This is a genomic window from Pseudoxanthomonas kaohsiungensis, assembly GCF_010211765.1.
Taxonomy (GTDB): domain Bacteria; phylum Pseudomonadota; class Gammaproteobacteria; order Xanthomonadales; family Xanthomonadaceae; genus Pseudoxanthomonas; species Pseudoxanthomonas kaohsiungensis.
Window position 1 is genome coordinate 34,175 of record NZ_PDWO01000014.1, and the last position, 21,416, is coordinate 55,590.

A 21,416-nucleotide genomic window follows, 5' to 3' on the forward strand; every position below is an offset into this window, starting at 1 on the left:
ATGGCGCACCACACCAAGATTTCCGAGGGCTACGGCCCGGTCGGCCCGGCGCCGAAGGAGCACCAGGCGGTTTATACGACCCTGCACTTCGACAAGCCGTGGTCGTACGAGAACTACCTGAAGACCGGCGGCTACCAGGCGCTGCGGCGGATCCTCACCGAGAAGATCCCGCCGGCCGACGTGATCGAGATGGTCAAGCAGTCGGGCCTGCGCGGCCGTGGCGGAGCGGGCTTCCCGACCGGCCTGAAGTGGAGCTTCATGCCCAAGGGCGACATGCAGAAGTACATCCTCTGCAACTCCGACGAGTCCGAGCCGGGCACCGCCAAGGACCGCGACATCCTGCGCTACAACCCGCACGCGGTGATCGAGGGCATGGCGATCGCCTGCTACGCCACCGGTTCCACCGTGGGCTACAACTACCTGCGCGGCGAGTTCCACCACGAGCCGTTCGAGCACCTCGAGGAAGCCACGGCCGAGGCCTACGCCAACGGCTGGCTGGGCAAGGACATCCTCGGCTCGGGCGTGGACATCGACCTGTACAACGCGCTGGGCGCGGGCGCCTACATCTGCGGTGAAGAGACCGCGCTGATGGAGTCGCTGGAAGGCAAGAAGGGCCAGCCGCGCTTCAAGCCGCCGTTCCCGGCCAACTTCGGCCTGTACGGCAAGCCGACCACGATCAACAACACCGAGACTTACGCCTCGGTGCCTGCGATCGTGCGCAACGGCGCCGAGTGGTTCATGAACCTGGGCAAGCCCAACAACGGCGGCTGCAAGATCTTCTCGGTCTCCGGCCATGTCGCCAGGCCGGGCAACCACGAGATCCGCCTGGGCACCCCCTTCGCCGAACTGCTGGAACTGTGCGGCGGGATGCGCGAAGGCAGGAAGATCAAGGCGGTGATCCCGGGCGGTTCCTCGATGCCGGTGCTGCCGGGCGAAGTGATGATGGGGCTGACCATGGACTACGACGCGATCCAGAAGGCCGGCTCCGGCCTGGGCTCGGGCGCGGTCGTGGTGATGGACGAGACGACCTGCATGGTGCGTGCGTGCCAGCGCATCGCCCGCTTCTACTTCAAGGAAAGCTGCGGCCAGTGCACGCCGTGCCGCGAGGGCACCGGCTGGATGTACCGCATGCTGACCCGCGTGGCCGAGCATAAGGCGACCCTGGAAGACCTGCACACCCTGCGCGCGGCGGCCGGCCAGATCGAAGGCCACACCATCTGCGCGTTCGGCGAGGCCGCCGCCTGGCCGGTGCAGGGCTTCCTGCGCCATTTCTGGCACGAGTTCGAGTACGCGATCGTCAACAAGCGCTTCCTGGTCGACGACGAGCGCGACGGCACCGTGGTGCGCAGCAAGCTGGAGGTGGCCGCGTGAGTGCGCAGCCGGTGAACCCGAACCTGCCGCCCGATCACGTCACCGTCTTCATCGACGGGGTCGAGCTGGCCGCGCCCAAGGGGTCGATGATCATCCATGCCGCCGACAAGGCCGGCATCCCCATCCCGCGCTTCTGCTACCACGACAAGCTGGCCGTGGCGGCCAACTGCCGCATGTGCCTGGTCGACACCGAGGTCGGCGGGCGCTCCGCGCCCAAGCCGTCGCCGGCGTGCGCCACCCCGGTGATGGACGGCCTGAAGGTCTTCACCCGCAACGAGAAGGCGCTCAAGGCCCAGCGGAACGTGATGGAGTTCCTGCTGATCAACCACCCGCTCGACTGCCCGATCTGCGACCAGGGCGGCGAGTGCGAGCTGCAGGACGTCTCGCTCGGCTACGGGCGTTCGGTCAGCCGCTACGTCGAGCGCAAGCGCGTGGTGCCGGACGAGGACATCGGTCCGCTGGTCGCCACCGAGATGACCCGCTGCATCCAGTGCACGCGCTGCGTGCGCTTCACCGCGGAGATCGCCGGCACCTACGAGCTGGGCGGCATGTACCGGGGCGAGAACCTCCAGATCGGCACCTACGATGGCAAGCCGCTGACCACCGAACTGTCCGGCAACGTCGTGGACGTGTGCCCGGTGGGCGCGCTGACCAACAAGGTGTTCCAGTTCCGCGCCCGTCCGTGGGAGCTGGTCGCGAAGGAGTCGCTCGGCTACCACGACGCCATGGGTTCCAACCTGTACCTGCACGTGCGCCGCGGCGAAGTGCTGCGCACCGTGCCGCGTGACAACGAAGCGGTCAACGAGTGCTGGCTGTCCGACCGCGACCGCTATTCGCACCAGGGCCTGTACGCGGCTGACCGCGCCACCGTGCCTATGCGCAAGGTGGACGGGCAGTGGCGCGAGGTGAGCTGGACCGAGGCGCTGGCCGCGGCGGGCGAGATCCTGCGCGCGCACCAGGGCGACGCGCTGGGCGTGCTGGCCCATCCGGCGACCTCCAACGAGGAGGGCGGCCTGCTGGCCGTGCTGGCCGGCGAACTGGGCAGCGGCAACCTCGACCACCGAATCGGCAACCGCGACTTCTCCGACGCCGCCGTGGCCGAGCCGTTCGCGCTGCCGCTGGCCGAGATCGAGCAGGCCGACGTGGTCGTGCTGGTCGGCACCCACGTGCGCCACGAGCTGCCGCTGCTGCATGCACGCCTGCGCCAGGCGCAGGTCAAGCGCAACGCGCGCATCCATGCGCTCAACCCGGTCGACTTCGACTTCGCCTTCAGCCTCGCCGGCAAGCAGATCGTGCCGCCGTCGCGCCTGGCCGAGGCGCTGGGCGATGCCGCCCTGCGCGATGCCGCCAAGGCCGCCACGCGCGCGGTGGTCATCGTTGGCGCGATCGCCGAGAACCATCCGCAGGCGGCCACGATCCGCGCTGCCGCGCGCGACTTCGCCGCCGCCACCGGGGCCTCGCTGTGCCGCATCCCGCAGGGCGCCAATGCCGTCGGCCTGGCGCGCGCCGGGGTGCTGCCGGCCGCCCGCGACGTCGCCGCGATGTTCGCCCAGCCGCGTAGCGCCTACGTCCTGTACGGAATCGAGCCGGGCCTGGACTTCGCCGACACCGCCGCGGCGCTGAAGGCGTTGAACGGCGCGCAGGTCGTGGCCTTCAGCCACTTCGCCTGCGAATCCACCCGCGCGGTGGCCGACGTGATCCTGCCAATCGGCGCGCTGCCCGAGGTCGAGGCCACGCTGACCAACCTCGACGGCGTCGAGCAGCCGGCACGCGCTGGCGGCAAGCTGCCCGGCCAGGCCCGCGAGGGCTGGCGGGTACTGCGCGCGCTCGGCGGCGAACTGGACCTGCCGGGCTTCGAGTTCACCGACCTGGCCGGCGCGCGCGCGCTGCTGGAAGGCGGCCGCAAGGTCCTGGTCAAGGCCGGACAGGCCGGCAACGCGGAGGGCGCAGGGTTGGCGGGCGCCGGTTTGGAGCTCGCGCTGGTGCCGGCGATCTACCGCACCGACGCCGTGGTGCGCCGTGCGCCGGCGTTGCAGGCGCATCCGCTCAATCGCGAGGCGCGCCTGGTGCTCAACCCGGCCGACGCCGCCGCCGCCGGCCTGGCCGACGGAACGGTCGCCAAGGTCAAGGGCGCACACGGCACGGCGACGCTGCCGGTGGCGATGGATGCGGGCGTCGCCGCGGGCGTGGCATGGATCGAAGGCGGCCACGGCGCCACCGCGCCGCTGGGCGCGGGCCGGGTCGAGGTGGTGAAGGCATGAACGAGTTGCTGATTCAGGCGGTTGGCCCGCTGCGCGAATGGTTCCATGCGCTCGGCGAGCTGGGCCCGGCACTGTGGATCGTGCTGAAGATCCTGACCATCGCCATGCCGGTGATCATCGCGGTGGCGTTCTACGTGGTCTGGGAGCGCAAGCTGATCGGCTGGATGCACGTGCGCCACGGGCCGATGTACGTGGGCATGGGCATCTTCCAGGCGTTCGCCGACGTCTTCAAGCTGCTGTTCAAGGAAGTCATCCGGCCGGCGAACGCGCACAGGACGATGTACATCCTGGCGCCGCTGATCGTGCTGGCGCCGGCGTTCGCGGCCTGGGCCGTGGTCCCGCTCGACTACAAGCTGGTGCTGTCCAACGCCAATGCCGGCCTGTTGTACCTGCTGGCGATGACCTCGCTGGGCGTGTACGGCGTGATCATCGCCGGCTGGGCCTCGAACTCGAAGTACGCGTTCCTGGGTGCGATGCGCTCGGCCGCGCAGGTGGTCAGCTACGAGATCGCGATGGGCTTCGCCCTGGTCGGCGTGCTGATCGCCGCCGGCAGCCTGAACCTGACCGACATCGTCATGGCCCAGGCCGGCAACTCGGGCTTCCTGGAATGGTTCTGGCTGCCGCTGCTGCCGCTGTTCGTCGTCTACTGGGTGTCCGGCGTGGCCGAGACCAACCGCGCGCCGTTCGACGTGGTCGAGGGCGAGTCGGAGATCGTGGCCGGCCACATGGTCGAGTACTCGGGTTCGGCGTTCGCGCTGTTCTTCCTGGCCGAGTACGCCAACATGATCCTGGTCAGCTTCCTGATCACGATCTTCTTCCTGGGCGGCTGGCTGAGCCCGGTCCAGGGCTGGGTCACCGGCGACGTGTCGCCGTGGATCGACTGGCTCTGGAAGGGTGGCTGGCCTTGGACCCTGCTGAAGGTGTTCTTCTTCGCCAGCGCCTACATCTGGTTCCGCGCCAGCTTCCCGCGCTACCGCTACGACCAGATCATGCGGCTGGGCTGGAAGGTCTTCATCCCGATCACGATCGCCTGGATCGCGGTCACCGCGCTGCTGGTGTTCTATGGCGTGTTCGAGAAGGGCGCCTGACCGATGAACAAAGTCGTCCACTACTTCAAGAGCCTGATGCTGCTGGAGCTGATCCAGGGGCTCGGCCTGACGTTCCGCTACCTCTTCCGTCCCAAGTACACGCTGATGTACCCGATGGAGAAGTTCCCGCAGTCGCCGCGCTTCCGCGGCCTGCACGCGCTGCGCCGCTACCCGAACGGGGAGGAACGCTGCATCGCCTGCAAGCTGTGCGAGGCGGTGTGCCCGGCGCTGGCCATCACCATCGACTCGACCAAGCGCGAGGACGGCACCCGCCGCACCACGCGCTACGACATCGACCTGTTCAAGTGCATCTACTGCGGCTTCTGCGAGGAAAGCTGCCCGGTGGATTCGATCGTGGAGACGCACGTGCTGGAGTACCACTTCGAGAAGCGCGGCGAGAACATCGTCACCAAGCCGCAGCTGCTGGCCATCGGCGACCGCCTGGAGGCGGAGATCGCCGAGCGCCGCGCCGCCGACGCCGCCTACCGCTGAGGCCACGATGGACTGGATCAAGATCGCCTTCTATGCCTTCGCCGCCACCGCGGTCGTATCCGCCGGCGCCGTGATCAGCGTGCGCAACCCGGTCAACGCGGTGCTGTGCCTGATCCTCACGTTCTTCTCCGTGGCCTGCGTCTGGCTGCTCGTCGGCGCCGAGTTCCTCGGCGTGGCCCTGATCCTGGTCTACGTCGGCGCGGTGATGGTGCTGTTCCTGTTCGTGGTGATGATGCTGGACATCGACGTTGCGGCGCTGCGCGAGGGCTGGGTGCGGTTCCTGCCCGTGGGCCTGGTCGTGGCGGTGGTGATGCTGGTGCAGATGCTCAGCCTGATCGGGGTGAAGATGCGCGCCGCGGCGCCGTTCCCGGACAACGCCGCCTCGGTGGCCGCCGATACGTCCAACACCAAGTGGCTGGCCGAGCACCTGTTCACCGGCTTCATCCTGCCGTTCGAGTTCGCCGCCGTGATCCTGACCGTGGCGGTGGTGGCGGCGGTCATGCTGACCCTGCGCAAGCGCACCGGCATCAAGACGCAGAACCCGTCCGAGCAGTCGCGGGTGAAGGCCGGCGACCGGCTGCGCATGGTGTCCATGCCGGCGGAGAAGCCGGCGCCCGCGGCACCGGCCGAAGGGGAGGGCCAGGCATGATCACGCTCGGACACCTGCTCGCGCTGGGCGCGGTGCTGTTCTGCATCAGCATGGCCGGCATCTTCCTCAACCGGAAGAACGTCATCGTCCTGCTGATGTCGATCGAACTGATGCTGCTGTCGGTCAACATCAACTTCATCGCGTTCTCGCGCGAGCTTGGGGATGCGGCAGGGCAGATCTTCGTCTTCTTCATCCTGACGGTGGCCGCGGCCGAAGCGGCGATCGGCCTGGCGATCCTGGTCGCGTTGTTCCGGACCCGGGGCACGATCAACGTCGGCGAGGTGGACACGCTCAAGGGCTGAGCGGACCGAGCCATCGGTTCGATCCGCCCAGCGCCCGGCCACGGATGGCCGGGCGGGGTTCTCCGGGACCCGCGCGGTACCGCCAGGAACGGCGGGGAACACCAATGATCGCGCAACGCTTCGGCCTTCGAGGCGATGCGGCTGGCGATAGTAGGGAATTGCGGCATGCGCAGGCGAGGGCCCCGGGCCCGCGTCCGCACCGACAGGCACGTACTGGATTAGACGGCACACCATGATCATCTCCAAAACCCATCTGCTGCTGATCGTGCTGGCCCCGTTGCTGGGCAGCATCATCGCGGGCCTGTTCGGGCGCCAGGTCGGCCGCAGGGGCGCGCAGTACGCGACCATTCTCGGCGTGGCCGCCAGCTGCGCGCTGTCGTGCTGGGTCCTGTACCAGCTGGTGGCCGGCGGTGCCTCGCCGTTCAACCAGAACGTCTACACGTTCTTCGAAGTCGGCGGCTACTCGGCCCACGTCGGCTTCATGGTCGACCGGCTGACCGCGATGATGATGGTGGTGGTGACCTTCGTGTCGCTGCTGGTCCACGTCTACACCATCGGCTACATGGCCGACGACCCGGGCTACCAGCGCTTCTTCAGCTACATCTCGCTGTTCACCTTCAGCATGCTGATGCTGGTGATGAGCAACAACTTCCTGCAGCTGTTCTTCGGCTGGGAAGCGGTCGGCCTGGTGTCGTACCTGCTGATCGGCTTCTGGTTCAAGCGCCCGACCGCGGTGTTCGCCAACATGAAGGCGTTCCTGGTCAACCGCGTGGGCGATTTCGGCTTCCTGCTGGGCATCGCCGGCGTGCTGCTGTGGTTCGGGACGCTGGACTACGCGACGGTGTTCGCCAACGCGCCGCAGCTGGCCGGCGCGCAGGTGCAGATCTTCGAGGGCCATCCCTGGGGCGTGGCCACGATCATCTGCGTCTGCCTGTTCATCGGCGCGATGGGCAAGTCGGCGCAGGTGCCGCTGCACGTCTGGCTGCCGGACTCGATGGAAGGCCCGACGCCGATCTCGGCGCTGATCCATGCCGCGACGATGGTGACCGCGGGCATCTTCATGGTGGCGCGCATGTCGCCGCTGTTCGAGCTGTCCGAGGCCGCGCTGGCGTTCGTGCTGTTCATCGGCGCCACCACCGCGTTCTTCATGGGCCTGATCGGCATCGTCCAGAACGACATCAAGCGCGTGGTCGCCTATTCGACCCTGTCGCAGCTGGGCTACATGACCGTGGCGCTGGGCGTTTCGGCCTACTCGGGCGCGGTCTACCACCTGATGACCCACGCCTTCTTCAAGGCGTTGCTGTTCCTGGCCGCGGGCTCGGTGATCATCGGCATGCACCACGAACAGGACATGCGGAAGATGGGCGGCCTGCGCAAGTACATGCCGGTCACCTACTGGACCAGCGTCATCGGCACCTTGGCCCTGGTCGGCACGCCGTTCTTCTCCGGGTTCTACTCCAAGGACACCATCATCGAGGCCGCCGCGCTGCACGCGCATGGCGCCGGGGCGGCCAGCGGCTGGGCCTGGTTCATCCCGCACTACGCCTACTGGGCGGTGTTGGGCGGCGTGATCGTGACGAGCTTCTACAGCTTCCGCCTGCTGTTCATGACCTTCCATGGGCCGGAGCGCTTCCGCGATGCGCACGCCGGCCATGGGCACGGCCATGACGCCCACCACGGCCATGCCGAGGCCGCGCACGGCCAGGATGCCCATGCGCACGCCGACGAGCACGGCCACGACGACCATGCCCACAACGGCGCACACGAGCCGCACGAATCGCCCTGGGTGGTGACCGTGCCGCTGGTCCTGCTGGCGATCCCGTCGGTGCTGATCGGCTTCTTCACCGCAGGCCCGATGCTGTTCGGCACCGACTGGAAGGGCACGCACCACGCCGCGGCGGTGCCCGGGCAGCTCGTGACCTACTTCACCGGCGCGATCGACTTCATCGATCCGGCGCGCGACACCATCGCCCGCGTCGGCGAGGAGTTCTGGCATGGTCCGGTCGCCTACGCGACCCACGGCATGATGATGCCGGCCTTCTGGTTGACCGTGGCCGGCTTCCTGCTCGCGGCCCTGTTCTACCTGTGGAAGCCCGACCTGGCCGGCCGCGCGCGCCGCACTTTCGCGCCGCTGGTGCGGATCCTCGAAGAGAAGTACGGCTTCGACCACCTGTGGATCAAGGGCTTCGCCGGTGGTGGCGTCGCGCTGGGCCGCATGTCGCGCTGGATCGACAGCACCCTGATCGACGGGGTGCTCGTGAACGGCAGCGCGCGCGTGGTCGACCTGGCCGCCACGCTGCTGCGCCGCACCCAATCCGGTTACCTCTACCACTACGCCTTCGCGATGATCATCGGCCTGATTGCACTTCTGGCCGTGCTCATGCGTGTCTGGCGCTGACCGTACGGAAGAACGAGACGTGGCGAACACGCATCTGCTTAGTGTCCTGATCTGGCTGCCGGTGATCGGCGGCGCGCTGATCCTCGCCCTGGGCGAAACCCGGGCGGCGGCCGCGCGCTGGGCCTCGCTGGCCGTGGCGGTGGCCACGCTGCTGGCCAGCCTGCGGCTGCTGACCGGCTTCGACTACGCCGACCCTGGCATGCAGTTCGTCGAGCGGCACGCCTGGATCCCGTCCTACGGCATCCACTACAACCTCGGCGTGGACGGCATCGCGGTCGCGCTGATCCTGCTGACCACCCTCGTCGGCGTGCTGGCCCTGGTCGGCGCCTGGGGCGTGGTCAACAAGCGCGTGCACCAGTACGTGGCCTCGTTCCTGATCCTGCAGGGCGTGACGGTGGGTATCTTCGCCGCCACCGACGCGATCCTGTTCTACGTGTTCTTCGAGGCCATGCTGATCCCGATGTTCCTGATCATCGGCGTCTGGGGCGGGCCGCGGCGCATCTATGCGGCGCTGAAGTTCTTCCTGTACACCTTCCTCGGCTCGGTGCTGATGCTGGTGGCCCTGGTCTACCTGTACCTGAAGGGCGGCAGCTTCCAGCTGGCCGACCTGTACGCGCTGCCGCTGACGGCCCGCGAGCAGACTTGGATCTTCTTCGCCTTCATGATCGCCTTCGCGGTCAAGGTGCCGATGTTCCCGGTCCACACGTGGTTGCCGGACGCCCACGTCGAGGCGCCGACCGCCGGTTCGGTGATCCTGGCGGCGATCGCGCTGAAGATCGGCGGCTACGGCTTCCTGCGCTTCAACCTGCCGATCACCCCGGATGCCGGCCACGAGTACGCCTGGCTGGTGATCACGCTGTCGCTGATCGCGGTGGTCTACGTCGGCCTGGTCGCGCTGGTACAGGACGACATGAAGAAGCTCGTCGCGTACTCGTCGGTCGCGCACATGGGTTTCGTCACCCTCGGCACGTTCATCGTCTTCACCCTGGTGCGCGACTTCGGCTCGCTCGACGCCGCCCGCCTTGGCCTGCAGGGCGCGATGGTGCAGATGGTCTCGCACGGTTTCGTCTCGGGCGCGATGTTCACCTGCATTGGCGTCCTCTACGACCGCATGCACACGCGCCGGATCGCCGACTACGGCGGCGTGGCCAACGTGATGCCGTGGTTTGCCGCCTTCTCGATGCTGTTCTTCATGGCCAATGCCGGCCTGCCGGGCACCAGCGGCTTCGTCGGCGAGTTCATGGTCATCATGGCCAGCTTCCAGAAGCATCCGATGGTCGCGTTCCTGGCCGCCACCACGCTCGTGATCACCGCCGCGTACACGCTGTGGCTGTACAAGCGCGTGTTCTTCGGCGAGGTCGGCAACGCGCACGTGGCCGAGATGAAGGACATCAACGGCCGCGAGGCGCTGGTGCTGGGGGTGTTCGCCGCCGGTACCCTGCTGCTCGGCGTGTGGCCCAAGCCGCTGACCGACCTGATGGAGCCGTCGATCGCGCAACTGGCGATCCAGATCGCCACCAGCAAGCTGTAAGGATTCCCAGAAGATGATCACGTCTCCCTCGATGCCGACCGCCGCCGAGCTGCTGCCGCTGCTGCCGGAACTGGTGCTGATCGGTGGCGCCTTCGCGCTGCTGATCGTGGACCTGTTCATCGACGCCCGGCACAAGGTCTGGACCCACTTCCTGTCGGTGCTGGTGCTGGTCGTGGTGCTGGCGATGCTGGCGACCGGCCAGGGCGGGCAGGGCACGGTGATGAACGGCATGTTCGTGCGCGATACCGCCGCCGACGTGATGAAGCTGGCGATCGTGCTGATGAGCGGGCTGACCCTCGTCTACGGCTGGAGCTACCTGCGCGAGCGCGAGCTGTACAAGGGCGAGGTGCCCGTGCTGGTGCTGTTCGCCACCGCCGGCATGATGATGCTCGTCTCGGCCGGCAGCCTGGTCATGGTCTACCTGGGCCTGGAGCTGCTGGCCCTGTGTTCCTACGCGCTGGTGGCGGCCGATCGCGACAACGGCAAGGCGACCGAGGCGGCGATGAAGTACATCGTCCTGGGCTCGCTGGCCTCGGGCCTGCTGCTGTACGGCATGTCGCTCGTCTACGGCGCCACCGGCACGCTGCAGCTGGATGCGATCAACGCCGCCATCGCCGGCTCGGACGAGCGCACGCTGCTGCTGACCGGCACGGTGTTCATGGTCGCCGGCGTGGCCTTCAAGCTCGGCGCCGCGCCGTTCCACATGTGGCTGCCGGACGTGTACCAGGGCGCCACCGCGCCGGTCGCGCTGTTCGTCAGCTCCGCCCCGAAGCTGGCTGCGTTCGGCATGGCCTGGCGGCTGCTGGAGGCCGGCATGGGCCCGCTGGCCGATGAATGGAAGTGGCTGCTGGCGGGCCTGGCCGCGGTCTCGCTGGTGGTCGGCAACCTGATGGCCGTGGCCCAGAGCAACCTCAAGCGCATGCTCGCGTACTCGACCGTCTCCCACATCGGCTTCCTGCTGATGGGCCTGGCCAGCGGCGACGAGCGCGGCTACGCGGCGGCGCTGTTCTATGCCATCGCCTACGCGCTGATGTCGGCGGCGTCCTTCGGCGCGATCATCGCGCTGTCGCGGCAGGGCTTCGAGGCCGAGAACATCGACGACTTCAAGGGCCTGAACGCGCGCAACCCGTGGATGGCCGGACTGGTGCTGTGCATCATGGCCTCGCTGGCCGGCGTGCCTCCGTTCCTCGGCTTCTGGACCAAGCTGGCCGTGCTGGGCGCGGCGGTGCAGGGCGGGATGCTGTGGCTGGCGCTGCTGGGCGTGATCTGTGCGGTGATCGGCGCCTTCTACTACCTGCGCGTCATCAAGGTGATGTACTTCGACGAGCCGGTCGGCGCGCCGCTGCCGGGGCACAACGATCGCGTGCTGGGCATCGTGCTGGGCGTGAACTCGCTGGCCCTGCTGGTGCTGCCGCTGGGCCTCAACCCGATCCTGGAGTGGTGCCAGCGCGCTTTCATGTGATCCGCCGCCGCCATCAGGTCTCCAAGAGAACCCCCGGCTTCTTGCCGGGGGTTCTGCTTTGTCGGGAAGCCGGACAGGTGCGCCGGATCCGGGAGGGGCTGCCGAATTCCGTGGTTGCTGCTTCCCGGCGGGGGCACGCCAGCCATGGCCTGCTCGCCATGGCACCCGGCGCACGGCATCCCAGGCCAAGGCGGATGCCTTCAGACCTGCAGCCGGCGAACCCTCCAGGTCCACGGTTCAGGCGGCAGACGCTCCCGAGGCTTGCAATAGGTCCGGCCAATCGTCATAATCCCGCCTCTGCTGCGGGGTGGAGCAGTCTGGCAGCTCGTCGGGCTCATAACCCGAAGGTCGCAGGTTCAAATCCTGCCCCCGCTACCATGTTTCGTGGTTCCGTTTTCCCGGTGTTTCCACGGGAAAACGGCGGCCACAAAGCCTGGGCTTGCAACGGCGCATGTTCCCGCCGTTGCGCCGATTCCAGCATCATCGGATGGGAAGCCCAGGCGGGCCTCCCGTCGGACAAGGGGCCCGGTCGGGCCCTTTGTCGTTTCCGGGGTCCGGACGTCGTCCAAGCTTCCGTTTTCCGCGTTCGAGAAGCCGCCGCAATGAGCGACAAGCACAGCGAAATCACCGAGCTGCTGGGTCCGACCGTCGAGTCGCTGGGCCTGGAGCTGCTTGGCATCGAATACCTGCCGGCGCCCGGCGGCGCGACCCTGCGCCTGTATATCGACGTGCCCGCTGACGCCGGCGAGGCCGCCCGCACGGTCACCATCGAGGACTGCGAGGCGGTCAGCCGCGAGGTGTCGGCGCAGCTGGACGTGGCCGATCCGATCTCCGGCAACTACACCCTCGAGGTGTCCTCGCCCGGCCTGGACCGGCCGCTGTTCACGCCAGCGCATTTCTCCCGTTTCCTGGGCGAGCAGGCCAAGGTGTCGCTGAAGCTGCCGCAGGACGGCCGCCGCCGGCTGCAGGGCAGGATCCTGCGGGTCGAGGCCGGCACGGTGGTGTTCGGGCTGGATGGCGCGGAGTTCGCGGTGGCCGCCGAGAACATCGACAAGGCGCGCCTGGTCCCGGACTGGGCCGCGCTCGGCCTGGCGCCGAACAAGTATTCGCCCTCGAACAAGGGCAAGCCTGCGCCGAAGACCGGCAACGGCAGCACTGGCAAGCAATCCTCCAACAAGCCGGCGGCCGGAAAGCCGCACGCGGGGTAAATCGAGATGAGCAAGGAACTTCTTCTGGTAGTGGACGCGGTCGCCAACGAAAAGGGCGTGCCGCGCGATGTGATCTTCGACGCGCTCGAGGCCGCGCTGGCCTCGGCGGCCAAGAAGCGCTACGTCGACCAGGACGTGGTCACCCGCGTGGCGATCGACCGCAAGGACGGCAGCTACGAGACCTTCCGCCGCTGGGAAGTGGTGGCCGATGACGTGGTCATGGAGTCCCCGGACCGCCAGATCCGGCTGATGGACGCGGTCGACGAGGCCGACGGCGTCGAGGTCGGCGACTGGATCGAGGAGCAGATCGAGAACCCGGAGTTCGGGCGCATCGCCGCGCAGGCGGCCAAGCAGGTGATCGTGCAGCGCGTCCGCGAGGCCGAGCGCCAGCAGGTGGTCGATGCCTGGAAGGACCGCGTCGGCGAGCTGGTCACCGGCGTGGTCAAGCGCGCCGAGCGCGGCAACATCTATGTCGACCTGGGCGGCAATGCCGAGGCCTTCATCCCCAAGGACAAGGGCATTCCGCGCGACGTGCTGCGCACCGGCGACCGCGTGCGCGGCTACCTGTTCGAGGTCCGCAGCGAACCGCGCGGCCCGCAGCTGTTCATCAGCCGCGGCGCGCCGGAGTTCATGATCGAACTGTTCAAGCTCGAGGTGCCGGAAGTCGGCCAGGGCCTGGTCGAGATCAAGGCCTGCGCCCGCGATCCGGGCGACCGCGCCAAGATCGCCGTGGTCGCGCACGACAACCGCACCGACCCGATCGGCGCGTGCATCGGCATGCGCGGCTCGCGCGTGCAGGCGGTGAGCAACGAGCTCAACGGCGAGCGCGTGGACATCGTGCTGTGGAACGACAACCCGGCCAACTTCGTCATCAACGCGATGGCGCCGGCCGAGGTGCAGTCGATCATCGTCGACGAGGAGAAGCACTCGATGGACCTGGCCGTGGCCGAGGACCGCCTGGCCCAGGCGATCGGCAAGGGCGGCCAGAACGTGCGCCTGGCCAGCCGCCTGACCGGCTGGCAGCTCAATGTCATGACCCAGGACCAGGTCGCGGCCAAGTCGGAGGCCGAGCAGGCCGTGGCCCGCCAGCTGTTCATGGACAAGCTGGAAGTCGACGAGGAGATCGCCGGGATCCTGGTCGCCGAGGGCTTCAACACGGTCGAGGAGATCGCCTACGTCCCGGTCGGCGAGCTGCTGGCGGTCGAGGGCTTCGACGAGGACATCGTCGAGGAGCTGCGCTCGCGCGCCCGCGACGCCCTGCTCAACGAGGCGCTGGCGGTGGAGGAGGAGCTGGACGAGCACCAGCCGGCCGAGGACCTGCTGGCGCTGGAAGGCATGGACGAGGAAACCGCCTTCGCCCTGGCCTCGCACGGGGTGCGCACCAGCGAGGACCTGTCCGACCTGGCCGCCGACGAAGTGGTGGAGTTCGGCATCGAAGGCCTGGACGAGGCCCGCGCCGCGGCGCTGATCCTGGCTGCCCGCGCCGAGGAGATCGCCCGCCTGGAGCGTGGCGCATGAGCGCCCCGGCCCGCCTGGAGCGGGGCCGGTGAACGCCCCGGCCGCCCCCACGGAGTACGGCGAATGAGCCGGCGATGAACACCGCCCTGCAACCGCAAGGGCTTAGAATCCGCGTTTCCCTTGCTCTGCGCGAGGGGGCGCCAAACAGAGCATAGGATCCGAATGTCGCAGCAAACCACCATTCGCAAGCTCGCCGAGCTGGTCAACACCCCGGTCGAGAAGCTGCTGGAGCAGCTGGCCGAGGCCGGCATGCCCTTCAGCGATCCCGACCAGGTCGTGTCCAGCGCCGAGAAGCTCAAGCTGCTCGGCTTCCTCAAGCGCTCCCACGGCAAGGCCGAAGCCCCGGTCGAAGACGCCGCCGCGCCGAAGAAGATCACCCTGGCCCGCCGCAAGGTCCAGGAGCTGACCGTCGGCGGAGGACGCAGCAAGACCACGGTCAACGTCGAGGTCCGGCAGAAGCGCACCTACGTGAAGGCGCCCGAGGGCGCCGCCACCACCGGCGCTCCGGCGGGTTCGGTCGACGACGAGCGCGCCGAGGTCCTGCGCAAGCTGGAGGAGTCGCGCCAGCGCAACCTCGCCGAGCAGCAGCACCTGGCCGAGGTCGACCGGGCCCGGGCCGAGGAGCTGGAGCGCAAGCGCCAGGAGGAGGAGGCCCAGCGCCTCGCCGAGGAGCAGCAGCGCAAGGCCGACGAAGAGCGGCAGAAGCCGGCCGCGACGCGCGTACCGATCGACGAAAGCGTGCCGCGCCCGCCCCGCGCCGCCACGCCCGCCCACCGTCCGGCCCCGGACCGGGGTGCCGACGACGGCCGCGGCCACAAGCACAAGACCCGCGGCTCGCACGCGATGGTTGCCGGGATCGAGGACGACTCGGCCGCCAGCCGCTTCGCCGGCCAGCTGCACCTGTCGGCCGCCGAGCGTGCGCGCCGGACCACGACCCGCCCGGGTGGCAAGCCCAAGCCGCGTCGCCAGGAGATGCGGGGCGGTTCGTCCGCCGGCGGTGCCGGCGGCTTCGAGCGCCCGACCGCGCCGGTCGTGCGCGAGGTGGCCATCGGTGACGCGATCACCGTGGCCGACCTGGCCCAGAAGCTCGCCCTCAAGGGCGGCGACGTGGTCAAGGCGATGTTCAAGATGGGCGTGATGGCCACCATCACCCAGACCATCGACCACGACACCGCCGCGCTGGTGACCGAGGAACTCGGCCACAAGGTGGTGCGCGCCGGCAACGACGACGCCGAGAGCGAGCTGCTGGCGCACGTCGAGCAGGACCAGGGCGACATGTCGCCGCGTCCGCCGGTGGTCACGATCATGGGCCATGTCGACCACGGCAAGACCTCGCTGCTGGACTACATCCGCCGCACCAAGGTCGCCCATGGCGAGGCCGGCGGCATCACCCAGCACATCGGCGCCTACCACGTGGAAACGCCCAAGGGCGTGATCAGCTTCCTGGATACGCCGGGCCACGCGGCCTTCACCTCCATGCGTGCCCGCGGCGCCAAGCTGACCGACATCGTGGTGCTGGTGGTGGCGGCCGACGACGGCGTCATGCCGCAGACCAAGGAAGCCATCCAGCACGCCAAGGCGGCCGGCGTGCCGCTGATCGTGGCGATCAACAAGATCGACAAGTCCGATGCCGACCCGCTGCGGGTCAAGAACGAACTGCTCGGCGAGCAGGTCGTGGCCGAGGACTTCGGCGGCGACACCCAGATGGTCGAGCTGTCGGCCAAGACCGGCGCCGGCGTGGACGAGCTGCTCGATGCGATCTCGCTGCAGGCCGAAGTGCTGGAGCTGAAGGCGGTGCCGGACGGCAACGCCAGCGGCGTGGTCATCGAGTCGGCGCTGGACAAGGGCCGTGGCCCGATCGCCACCGTGCTGGTCCAGCAGGGCCAGCTGAAGAAGGGCGACTACCTGGTCTGCGGCATCCAGTACGGCCGCGTGCGCGCGCTGTTCGACGAGGTCGGCGGCCAGCCGGCCTCGGCTGGCCCGTCGATCCCGGTGCAGGTGCTCGGCCTGTCGGGCGTGCCCGATGCCGGCGACGACTTCGTGGTCGTCAAGGACGAGCGCCTGGCCAAGGACGTGGCCCAGCAGCGCGACGCCAAGCGCCGCGAATCGCGCCTGGTCCAGGCCGCGGGCAACCGCATGGAAGACATCATGGCCCAGATGGGCAAGGGCGAGGGCCAGCAGGTCCTCAACCTGCTGGTCAAGGCCGACGTGCAGGGTTCGGTGGAGGCGCTCAAGCAGTCGCTGACGGCGTTGTCCAACGACCAGATCCGGATCAACGTGATCAGCTCCGGCGTGGGCGGCATCACCGAGTCGGACGCCAACATCGCCGCGACCACCAAGGCCACGGTGATCGGCTTCAACGTCCGCGCCGACGCCTCGGCCCGCCGGATCATCGAGTCCAGCGGCGTGGACCTGCGCTATTTCTCGATCATCTACGACGTCATCGACCAGGTGAAGCAGGTCGCTTCGGGCCTGCTGGGCGTGGAGATCCGCGAGGAGATCATCGGTATCGCCCAGGTGCGAGATGTTTTCCGCAGCTCCAAGTTCGGCGCGGTAGCCGGCTGCATGGTCATCGAGGGCGTGGTCAAGCGGAACAAGCCGATCCGCGTGCTCCGCGACAACACGGTCGTATTCGAGGGCGAGCTGGAGTCGCTGCGCCGCTTCAAGGAAAACGTGGACGAAGTGCGCAACGGCACCGAGTGCGGCATCGGCGTGAAGGAGTACAACGACGTCAAGGCGGGCGACCAGATCGAGTGCTTCGAGCGCATCGAGGTCCAGCGCACGCTGTAAGCCGCGCATCGGCCGGCACGGGCCGGCCGATGCGCGAGGAACGGGACGGCCCACGCGGCCGTCCCGTCGTTTCGGGCCCTGCCGCCGTGCCGGGCTGCTACCGTTGTCTGCACCGGCACGGACCACGCGCCGGCGAGGAGTAGAGCCATGCCCACCAAGTCCTTCCACCGTACCGACCGGGTGTCGGCGCAGCTGCGCCGCGAACTGGGCACGCTGATCCACGAGGCCGTGCGCGAGCATGGGCTGCCCTCGGTGAGCGTCTCCGACGTCGAGGTCACACGCGACCTGGCCCATGCCAAGGTGTTCGTCACGGCGCTGCTGCCCGACCGTTCGGCCGAGGCGGTCAAGGCGCTGAAGGAACTGGGCAGGGAACTGCGCATGGAGCTCGCCCGGCGGGTCAAGTTGCGCCACGTGCCCGAATTGCATTTCCACTACGACGACTCGGTCGACCGCGGCGAGCGCATCGAGGCGCTGCTGAAGGAAAATCCGCCGATCGACCCCGAGTCGTAGGCCTGCGCCCGCTCCGGCTGCCCTGGCGCCGCCATCCCCTCCGCCGGCGGCGCGGCGCGATCGCGCCGCTGCGGCGGGCCGCACAGGTCGTGCCATGACGATGAACCGTCCCAAGATCCGCTTCCGACCCCTCGACGGCATCCTGCTGCTCGACAAGCCTGCGGGAATGAGCTCGAACGCCGCCCTGCAGGCGGCGCGGCGGCTGTTCCGGGCCGAGAAGGGCGGCCATACCGGCAGCCTGGATCCGCTGGCGACCGGGCTGCTGCCGTTGTGCTTCGGCGAGGCGACCAAGCTGGCCGGCCTGCTGCTGGGCTCGGACAAGGCCTACGAGGCCGGCATCGTGCTGGGGGCCACCACCGACACCGACGATGCCGACGGCCAGCCCCTGCGCCGGCGGCCGGTGCCGGTGCTGGAGCGCGCCGCGCTGGAGGCCGCGCTGGCTCCGTTCACCGGGGTGCTGCAGCAGCGTGCGCCGGTCTATTCGGCGCTCAAGCAGGGCGGTGAGCCGCTGTACGCGCGGGCGCGCCGGGGCGAGGCGATCGAAGCGCCCGTGCGCGAGGTGGAGGTCCGCGCGATCGAACTGCTGGACTTCGCCGGCGACCGGCTCCGCATCCGGGTGACCTGCGGAACCGGCACCTACGTCCGCAGCCTGGCACGCGACCTGGGCGAGGCCCTGGGGTGCGGCGCGCACATCGCCAGCCTGCGCCGGCTGTGGGTCGATCCGTTCAGGGAGCCGCGGATGCACACCCTGGAGGAGCTGGAGGCGCTCGCCGAAGGGGCGGGCGAGGCCGCGCTGGACGCCTGCCTGCTGCCCCTGTCGGCGGGATTGGCCGGCCTCCCGCGGGTCGAGCTGGAGGAGGGGGAGGCGGCCCGGTTCAGCCTGGGACAGCGCCTGCGCGGGCCCTGGCCGGCGGCCGAGCCGGCCGGCGTGTTCACCCGCGGCGGCCGGCCCCTGGGCCTGGGCAGCGTCGAAGCGGATGGCCGCCTGTCGCCGCAGCGCCTGTTCCGGCCGGCCCTGGAGCCGGGCTGCGGCGGCTAGCGCCTTGTCCGGAGCGGGTGCCCGCAGGTACAATTCGCGCGCCTGTTTTCCGGGCCAATCCCTTTCCGCCCATTGCCCTGTTCTGCCGGGCGGGGCGGCCATCCGCAAGCGGCGGGTCAGGCGGTGCGCCCAGCGCGTTCCTGCCGGCCTCGCATCCAGAGAAGAAACCATGTCCATCGATACCCAGAAGATCATCGCCGACAACGCGCGCGGCGCCAACGACACCGGCTCGCCGGAAGTCCAGGTCGCCCTGCTCACCGGCCGCATCGAACAGCTGACCGAGCACTTCAAGACCCACAAGAAGGACCACCACAGCCGTCGTGGCCTGCTGCAGCTGGTCAACCGCCGCCGCAGCCTGCTCGACTACCTCAAGCGCAAGGACAACGAGCGCTACAAGGCCCTGATCGAGAAGCTCGGCCTGCGTCGCTGATGCAAGACCCCGCCGCGGCGCAGAGATGCGCCGCGGTTTGCATTTCGGCACCCGCAAGGAAAACCCCGTAGTCGGTCCGGCCGGTCCGGACGCTCCATCGCCAGCGGCCGGGCTCTCCGGCCACCCGGTCGCGGCAAGGGCCGCCCCCGGTCAATCGCAAGCAGAATCTCCAAGGAACCAACGTGGCAAAAATCACCAAAACCTTCCAGTACGGCAAGCACCAGGTCACCCTGGAAACCGGCGAGATCGCCCGCCAGGCCGGCGGTGCCGTCATCGTCAAGTTCGATGACACCGTGCTGCTGGTCACCGCCGTGGCAGCGAAGTCGGCCCGCGAAGGCCAGGACTTCTTCCCGCTGACGGTCGACTACCAGGAGAAGTTCTACGCCGGCGGCCGCATCCCGGGTGGCTTCTTCAAGCGCGAAGGTCGTGCCACCGAGAAGGAAACCCTGATCTCGCGCCTGATCGACCGCCCGCTGCGTCCGCTGTTCCCGGAGGAGTTCCGCAACGAAGTGCAGGTCATCGCCACGGTGATGTCGCTGAACCCGGAGATCGACGGCGACATCCCGGCGCTGATCGGCGCGTCCGCCGCCGTCGCCCTGACCGGCGCGCCGTTCAACGGCCCGATCGGCGCCGCCAAGGTCGGCTACATCAACGGCGAGTACGTGCTCAACCCGACCGTCAGCGAACTGAAGAACTCGAAGCTGGAGCTGGTCGTCGCCGGTACCTCCAACGCCGTGCTGATGGTGGAGTCCGAAGCGGCCGAGCTGTCCGAGGACGTGATGCTGGGCGCGGTGATGTTCGGCCACCGCGAGATGCAGAAGGTCATCAACATCATCAACGAGCTGGTCACCGAGGCCGGCACGAAGAACTGGGACTGGGCCGCGCCGGCCAAGAACGAAGCGCTGATCTCGGCGCTGAAGGAAGCCGTCGGCAACCAGCTCGAGGCCGCCTTCCAGGTGCGCGACAAGCTGCAGCGCCGCGACGCCATCGCCGCGATCAAGAAGGACGTGTTCCAGCAGCTGGCCGGACGCGCCGAAGCCGACGGCTGGACCGCCTCGGCCATGTCCAAGGAGTTCGGCGAGCTGGAATACCAGACCATGCGCGGTTCGGTGCTGGCGACCAAGGTCCGCATCGACGGCCGTGCGCTGGACACCGTGCGCCCGATCACGTCGAAGGTCAGCGTGCTGCCGCGCGTGCACGGCTCGTCGCTGTTCACCCGTGGCGAGACCCAGGCGATCGTCGCGGTCACGCTGGGCACCGCCCGCGACGGCCAGATCATCGACGCGGTCTCCGGCGAGTACAAGGAGCACTTCCTGTTCCACTACAACTTCCCCCCGTACTCGGTGGGCGAAGCCGGCCGCATGATGGGCCCCAAGCGCCGCGAGATCGGCCACGGCCGCCTCGCCAAGCGCGGCGTGCTGGCGGTGATGCCGACCATGGAAGCGTTCCCGTACACGATCCGCGTGGTCTCGGAAATCACCGAGTCCAACGGCTCCTCCTCCATGGCTTCGGTCTGCGGCAGCTCGCTGGCGCTGATGGATGCCGGCGTGCCGATCTCCGCACCGGTCGCCGGCATCGCGATGGGCCTGGTCAAGGAAGGCAACGACTTCGTCGTGCTGTCCGACATCCTGGGTGACGAAGACCACCTGGGCGACATGGACTTCAAGGTGGCCGGTACCCAGAACGGCGTGTCCGCGCTGCAGATGGACATCAAGATCGAGGGCATCACCGAAGAGATCATGAAGCAGGCGCTGTCGCAGGCAAAGGCCGGCCGCCTCCACATCCTGGGCGAGATGGCCCATGCGATGACGGCACCGCGCCAGGAGCTGAGCGAGTTCGCGCCGCGCCTGATCACGATCAAGATCCACCCGGACAAGATCCGCGAGGTGATCGGCAAGGGCGGTTCGGTGATCCAGGCGATCACCAAGGAGACCGGCACCCAGATCGACATCCAGGACGACGGCACGATCACCATCGCCTCGGTGAACGGCGCCGCCGGCCAGGCCGCCAAGGCCCGCATCGAGCAGATCACCTCCGACGTGGAGCCGGGCCGGATTTACGAGGGCAAGGTCGCCAAGATCATGGATTTCGGCGCCTTCGTGACCATCCTGCCGGGCAAGGACGGCCTGGTCCACGTGTCGCAGATCTCCAACGACCGCGTCGAGAAGGTCGGCGATGCGCTGAAGGAAGGCGACCTGGTGAAGGTCAAGGTCCTGGAAGTCGACAAGCAGGGCCGCATCCGCCTGTCGATCAAGGCTGTCGAGGAAGGCGAGGGCGTGACGGAGTAATCCGCGCGCTCCCTAGCTGGTACGAGAAAGCGGGCTCCGGCCCGCTTTTTCTTTGGCCGTTTCCCCGGTTCCGGCAGCG

General features: G+C 68.6%; 16 protein-coding genes and 1 tRNA gene. All 17 read left to right on the forward strand.

Annotated elements, in window-relative coordinates:
• The 17 genes from nuoF to pnp all read left to right on the forward strand — a co-directional run bounded on the left by nuoF (position 1) and on the right by pnp (position 21,337).
• Positions 1-1,371: an NADH-quinone oxidoreductase subunit NuoF gene (gene nuoF, locus CSC66_RS13755; protein WP_162377974.1), complete on the forward strand. Its 1,371-nt coding sequence runs from the start codon at positions 1-3 to the stop codon at positions 1,369-1,371.
• A complete protein-coding gene (gene nuoG / locus CSC66_RS13760; RefSeq protein ID WP_162377975.1) occupies positions 1,368-3,632 on the forward strand; it encodes an NADH-quinone oxidoreductase subunit NuoG in 2,265 nt (754 codons plus the stop codon). The genes nuoF and nuoG overlap by 4 nt, the downstream gene beginning before the upstream one ends.
• Entirely contained in the window at positions 3,629-4,720 is a 1,092-nt protein-coding gene (gene nuoH / locus CSC66_RS13765) for an NADH-quinone oxidoreductase subunit NuoH (RefSeq protein WP_162377976.1), read from the forward strand. Before nuoG ends, nuoH begins: the two co-directional genes overlap by 4 nt.
• 3 nt (positions 4,721-4,723) lie before the next feature.
• Positions 4,724-5,212, forward strand: a complete 489-nt coding sequence (gene nuoI, locus CSC66_RS13770) for an NADH-quinone oxidoreductase subunit NuoI (protein ID WP_162377977.1) — start codon at positions 4,724-4,726, stop codon at positions 5,210-5,212.
• A 7-nt stretch (positions 5,213-5,219) separates the two neighbouring features.
• Positions 5,220-5,861 carry an NADH-quinone oxidoreductase subunit J gene (locus tag CSC66_RS13775; RefSeq protein WP_162377978.1) on the forward strand — a complete coding sequence of 214 codons (642 nt, stop codon included), beginning with the start codon at positions 5,220-5,222 and terminating at the stop codon, positions 5,859-5,861.
• The gene (gene nuoK, locus CSC66_RS13780; RefSeq protein ID WP_162377979.1) at positions 5,858-6,163 is read left to right on the forward strand and encodes an NADH-quinone oxidoreductase subunit NuoK; all 306 of its coding nucleotides are present in this window, start codon (positions 5,858-5,860) and stop codon (positions 6,161-6,163) included. Before CSC66_RS13775 ends, nuoK begins: the two co-directional genes overlap by 4 nt.
• 232 nt (positions 6,164-6,395) lie before the next feature.
• Complete coding sequence (gene nuoL / locus CSC66_RS13785) at positions 6,396-8,561, forward strand: NADH-quinone oxidoreductase subunit L (RefSeq protein ID WP_162377980.1); 2,166 nt, start codon at positions 6,396-6,398, stop codon at positions 8,559-8,561.
• Positions 8,562-8,580: 19 nt separating this feature from the next.
• A complete protein-coding gene (locus CSC66_RS13790) occupies positions 8,581-10,092 on the forward strand; it encodes an NADH-quinone oxidoreductase subunit M (RefSeq protein ID WP_162377981.1) in 1,512 nt (503 codons plus the stop codon).
• 13 nt (positions 10,093-10,105) lie between these two features.
• Entirely contained in the window at positions 10,106-11,554 is a 1,449-nt protein-coding gene (gene nuoN / locus CSC66_RS13795; RefSeq protein ID WP_162377982.1) for an NADH-quinone oxidoreductase subunit NuoN, read from the forward strand.
• A gap of 301 nt (positions 11,555-11,855) precedes the next feature.
• A tRNA-Met gene (locus tag CSC66_RS13800) sits at positions 11,856-11,932 on the forward strand.
• Positions 11,933-12,156: 224 nt separating this feature from the next.
• Entirely contained in the window at positions 12,157-12,762 is a 606-nt protein-coding gene (gene rimP / locus CSC66_RS13805) for a ribosome maturation factor RimP (protein ID WP_162377983.1), read from the forward strand.
• Positions 12,763-12,768: 6 nt separating this feature from the next.
• Positions 12,769-14,280, forward strand: coding sequence for a transcription termination factor NusA (nusA, locus tag CSC66_RS13810; protein ID WP_162377984.1), 1,512 nt, complete (start codon positions 12,769-12,771; stop codon positions 14,278-14,280).
• 162 nt (positions 14,281-14,442) lie between these two features.
• On the forward strand, positions 14,443-17,070 hold the full coding sequence (gene infB / locus CSC66_RS13815) for a translation initiation factor IF-2 (protein WP_162377985.1): 2,628 nt from the start codon (positions 14,443-14,445) through the stop codon (positions 17,068-17,070).
• A 147-nt stretch (positions 17,071-17,217) separates the two neighbouring features.
• Complete coding sequence (rbfA, locus tag CSC66_RS13820) at positions 17,218-17,580, forward strand: 30S ribosome-binding factor RbfA (protein WP_162377986.1); 363 nt, start codon at positions 17,218-17,220, stop codon at positions 17,578-17,580.
• 100 nt (positions 17,581-17,680) lie between these two features.
• Positions 17,681-18,619 carry a tRNA pseudouridine(55) synthase TruB gene (gene truB / locus CSC66_RS13825; RefSeq protein ID WP_162377987.1) on the forward strand — a complete coding sequence of 313 codons (939 nt, stop codon included), beginning with the start codon at positions 17,681-17,683 and terminating at the stop codon, positions 18,617-18,619.
• A 169-nt stretch (positions 18,620-18,788) separates the two neighbouring features.
• Positions 18,789-19,049: a 30S ribosomal protein S15 gene (gene rpsO, locus CSC66_RS13830; RefSeq protein WP_162377994.1), complete on the forward strand. Its 261-nt coding sequence runs from the start codon at positions 18,789-18,791 to the stop codon at positions 19,047-19,049.
• A 182-nt stretch (positions 19,050-19,231) separates the two neighbouring features.
• Positions 19,232-21,337 (forward strand): polyribonucleotide nucleotidyltransferase, encoded by a 2,106-nt coding sequence (pnp, locus tag CSC66_RS13835; RefSeq protein ID WP_162377995.1) that lies wholly within the window; start codon positions 19,232-19,234, stop codon positions 21,335-21,337.
• The last annotated feature ends 79 nt before the right edge of the window (positions 21,338-21,416 follow it).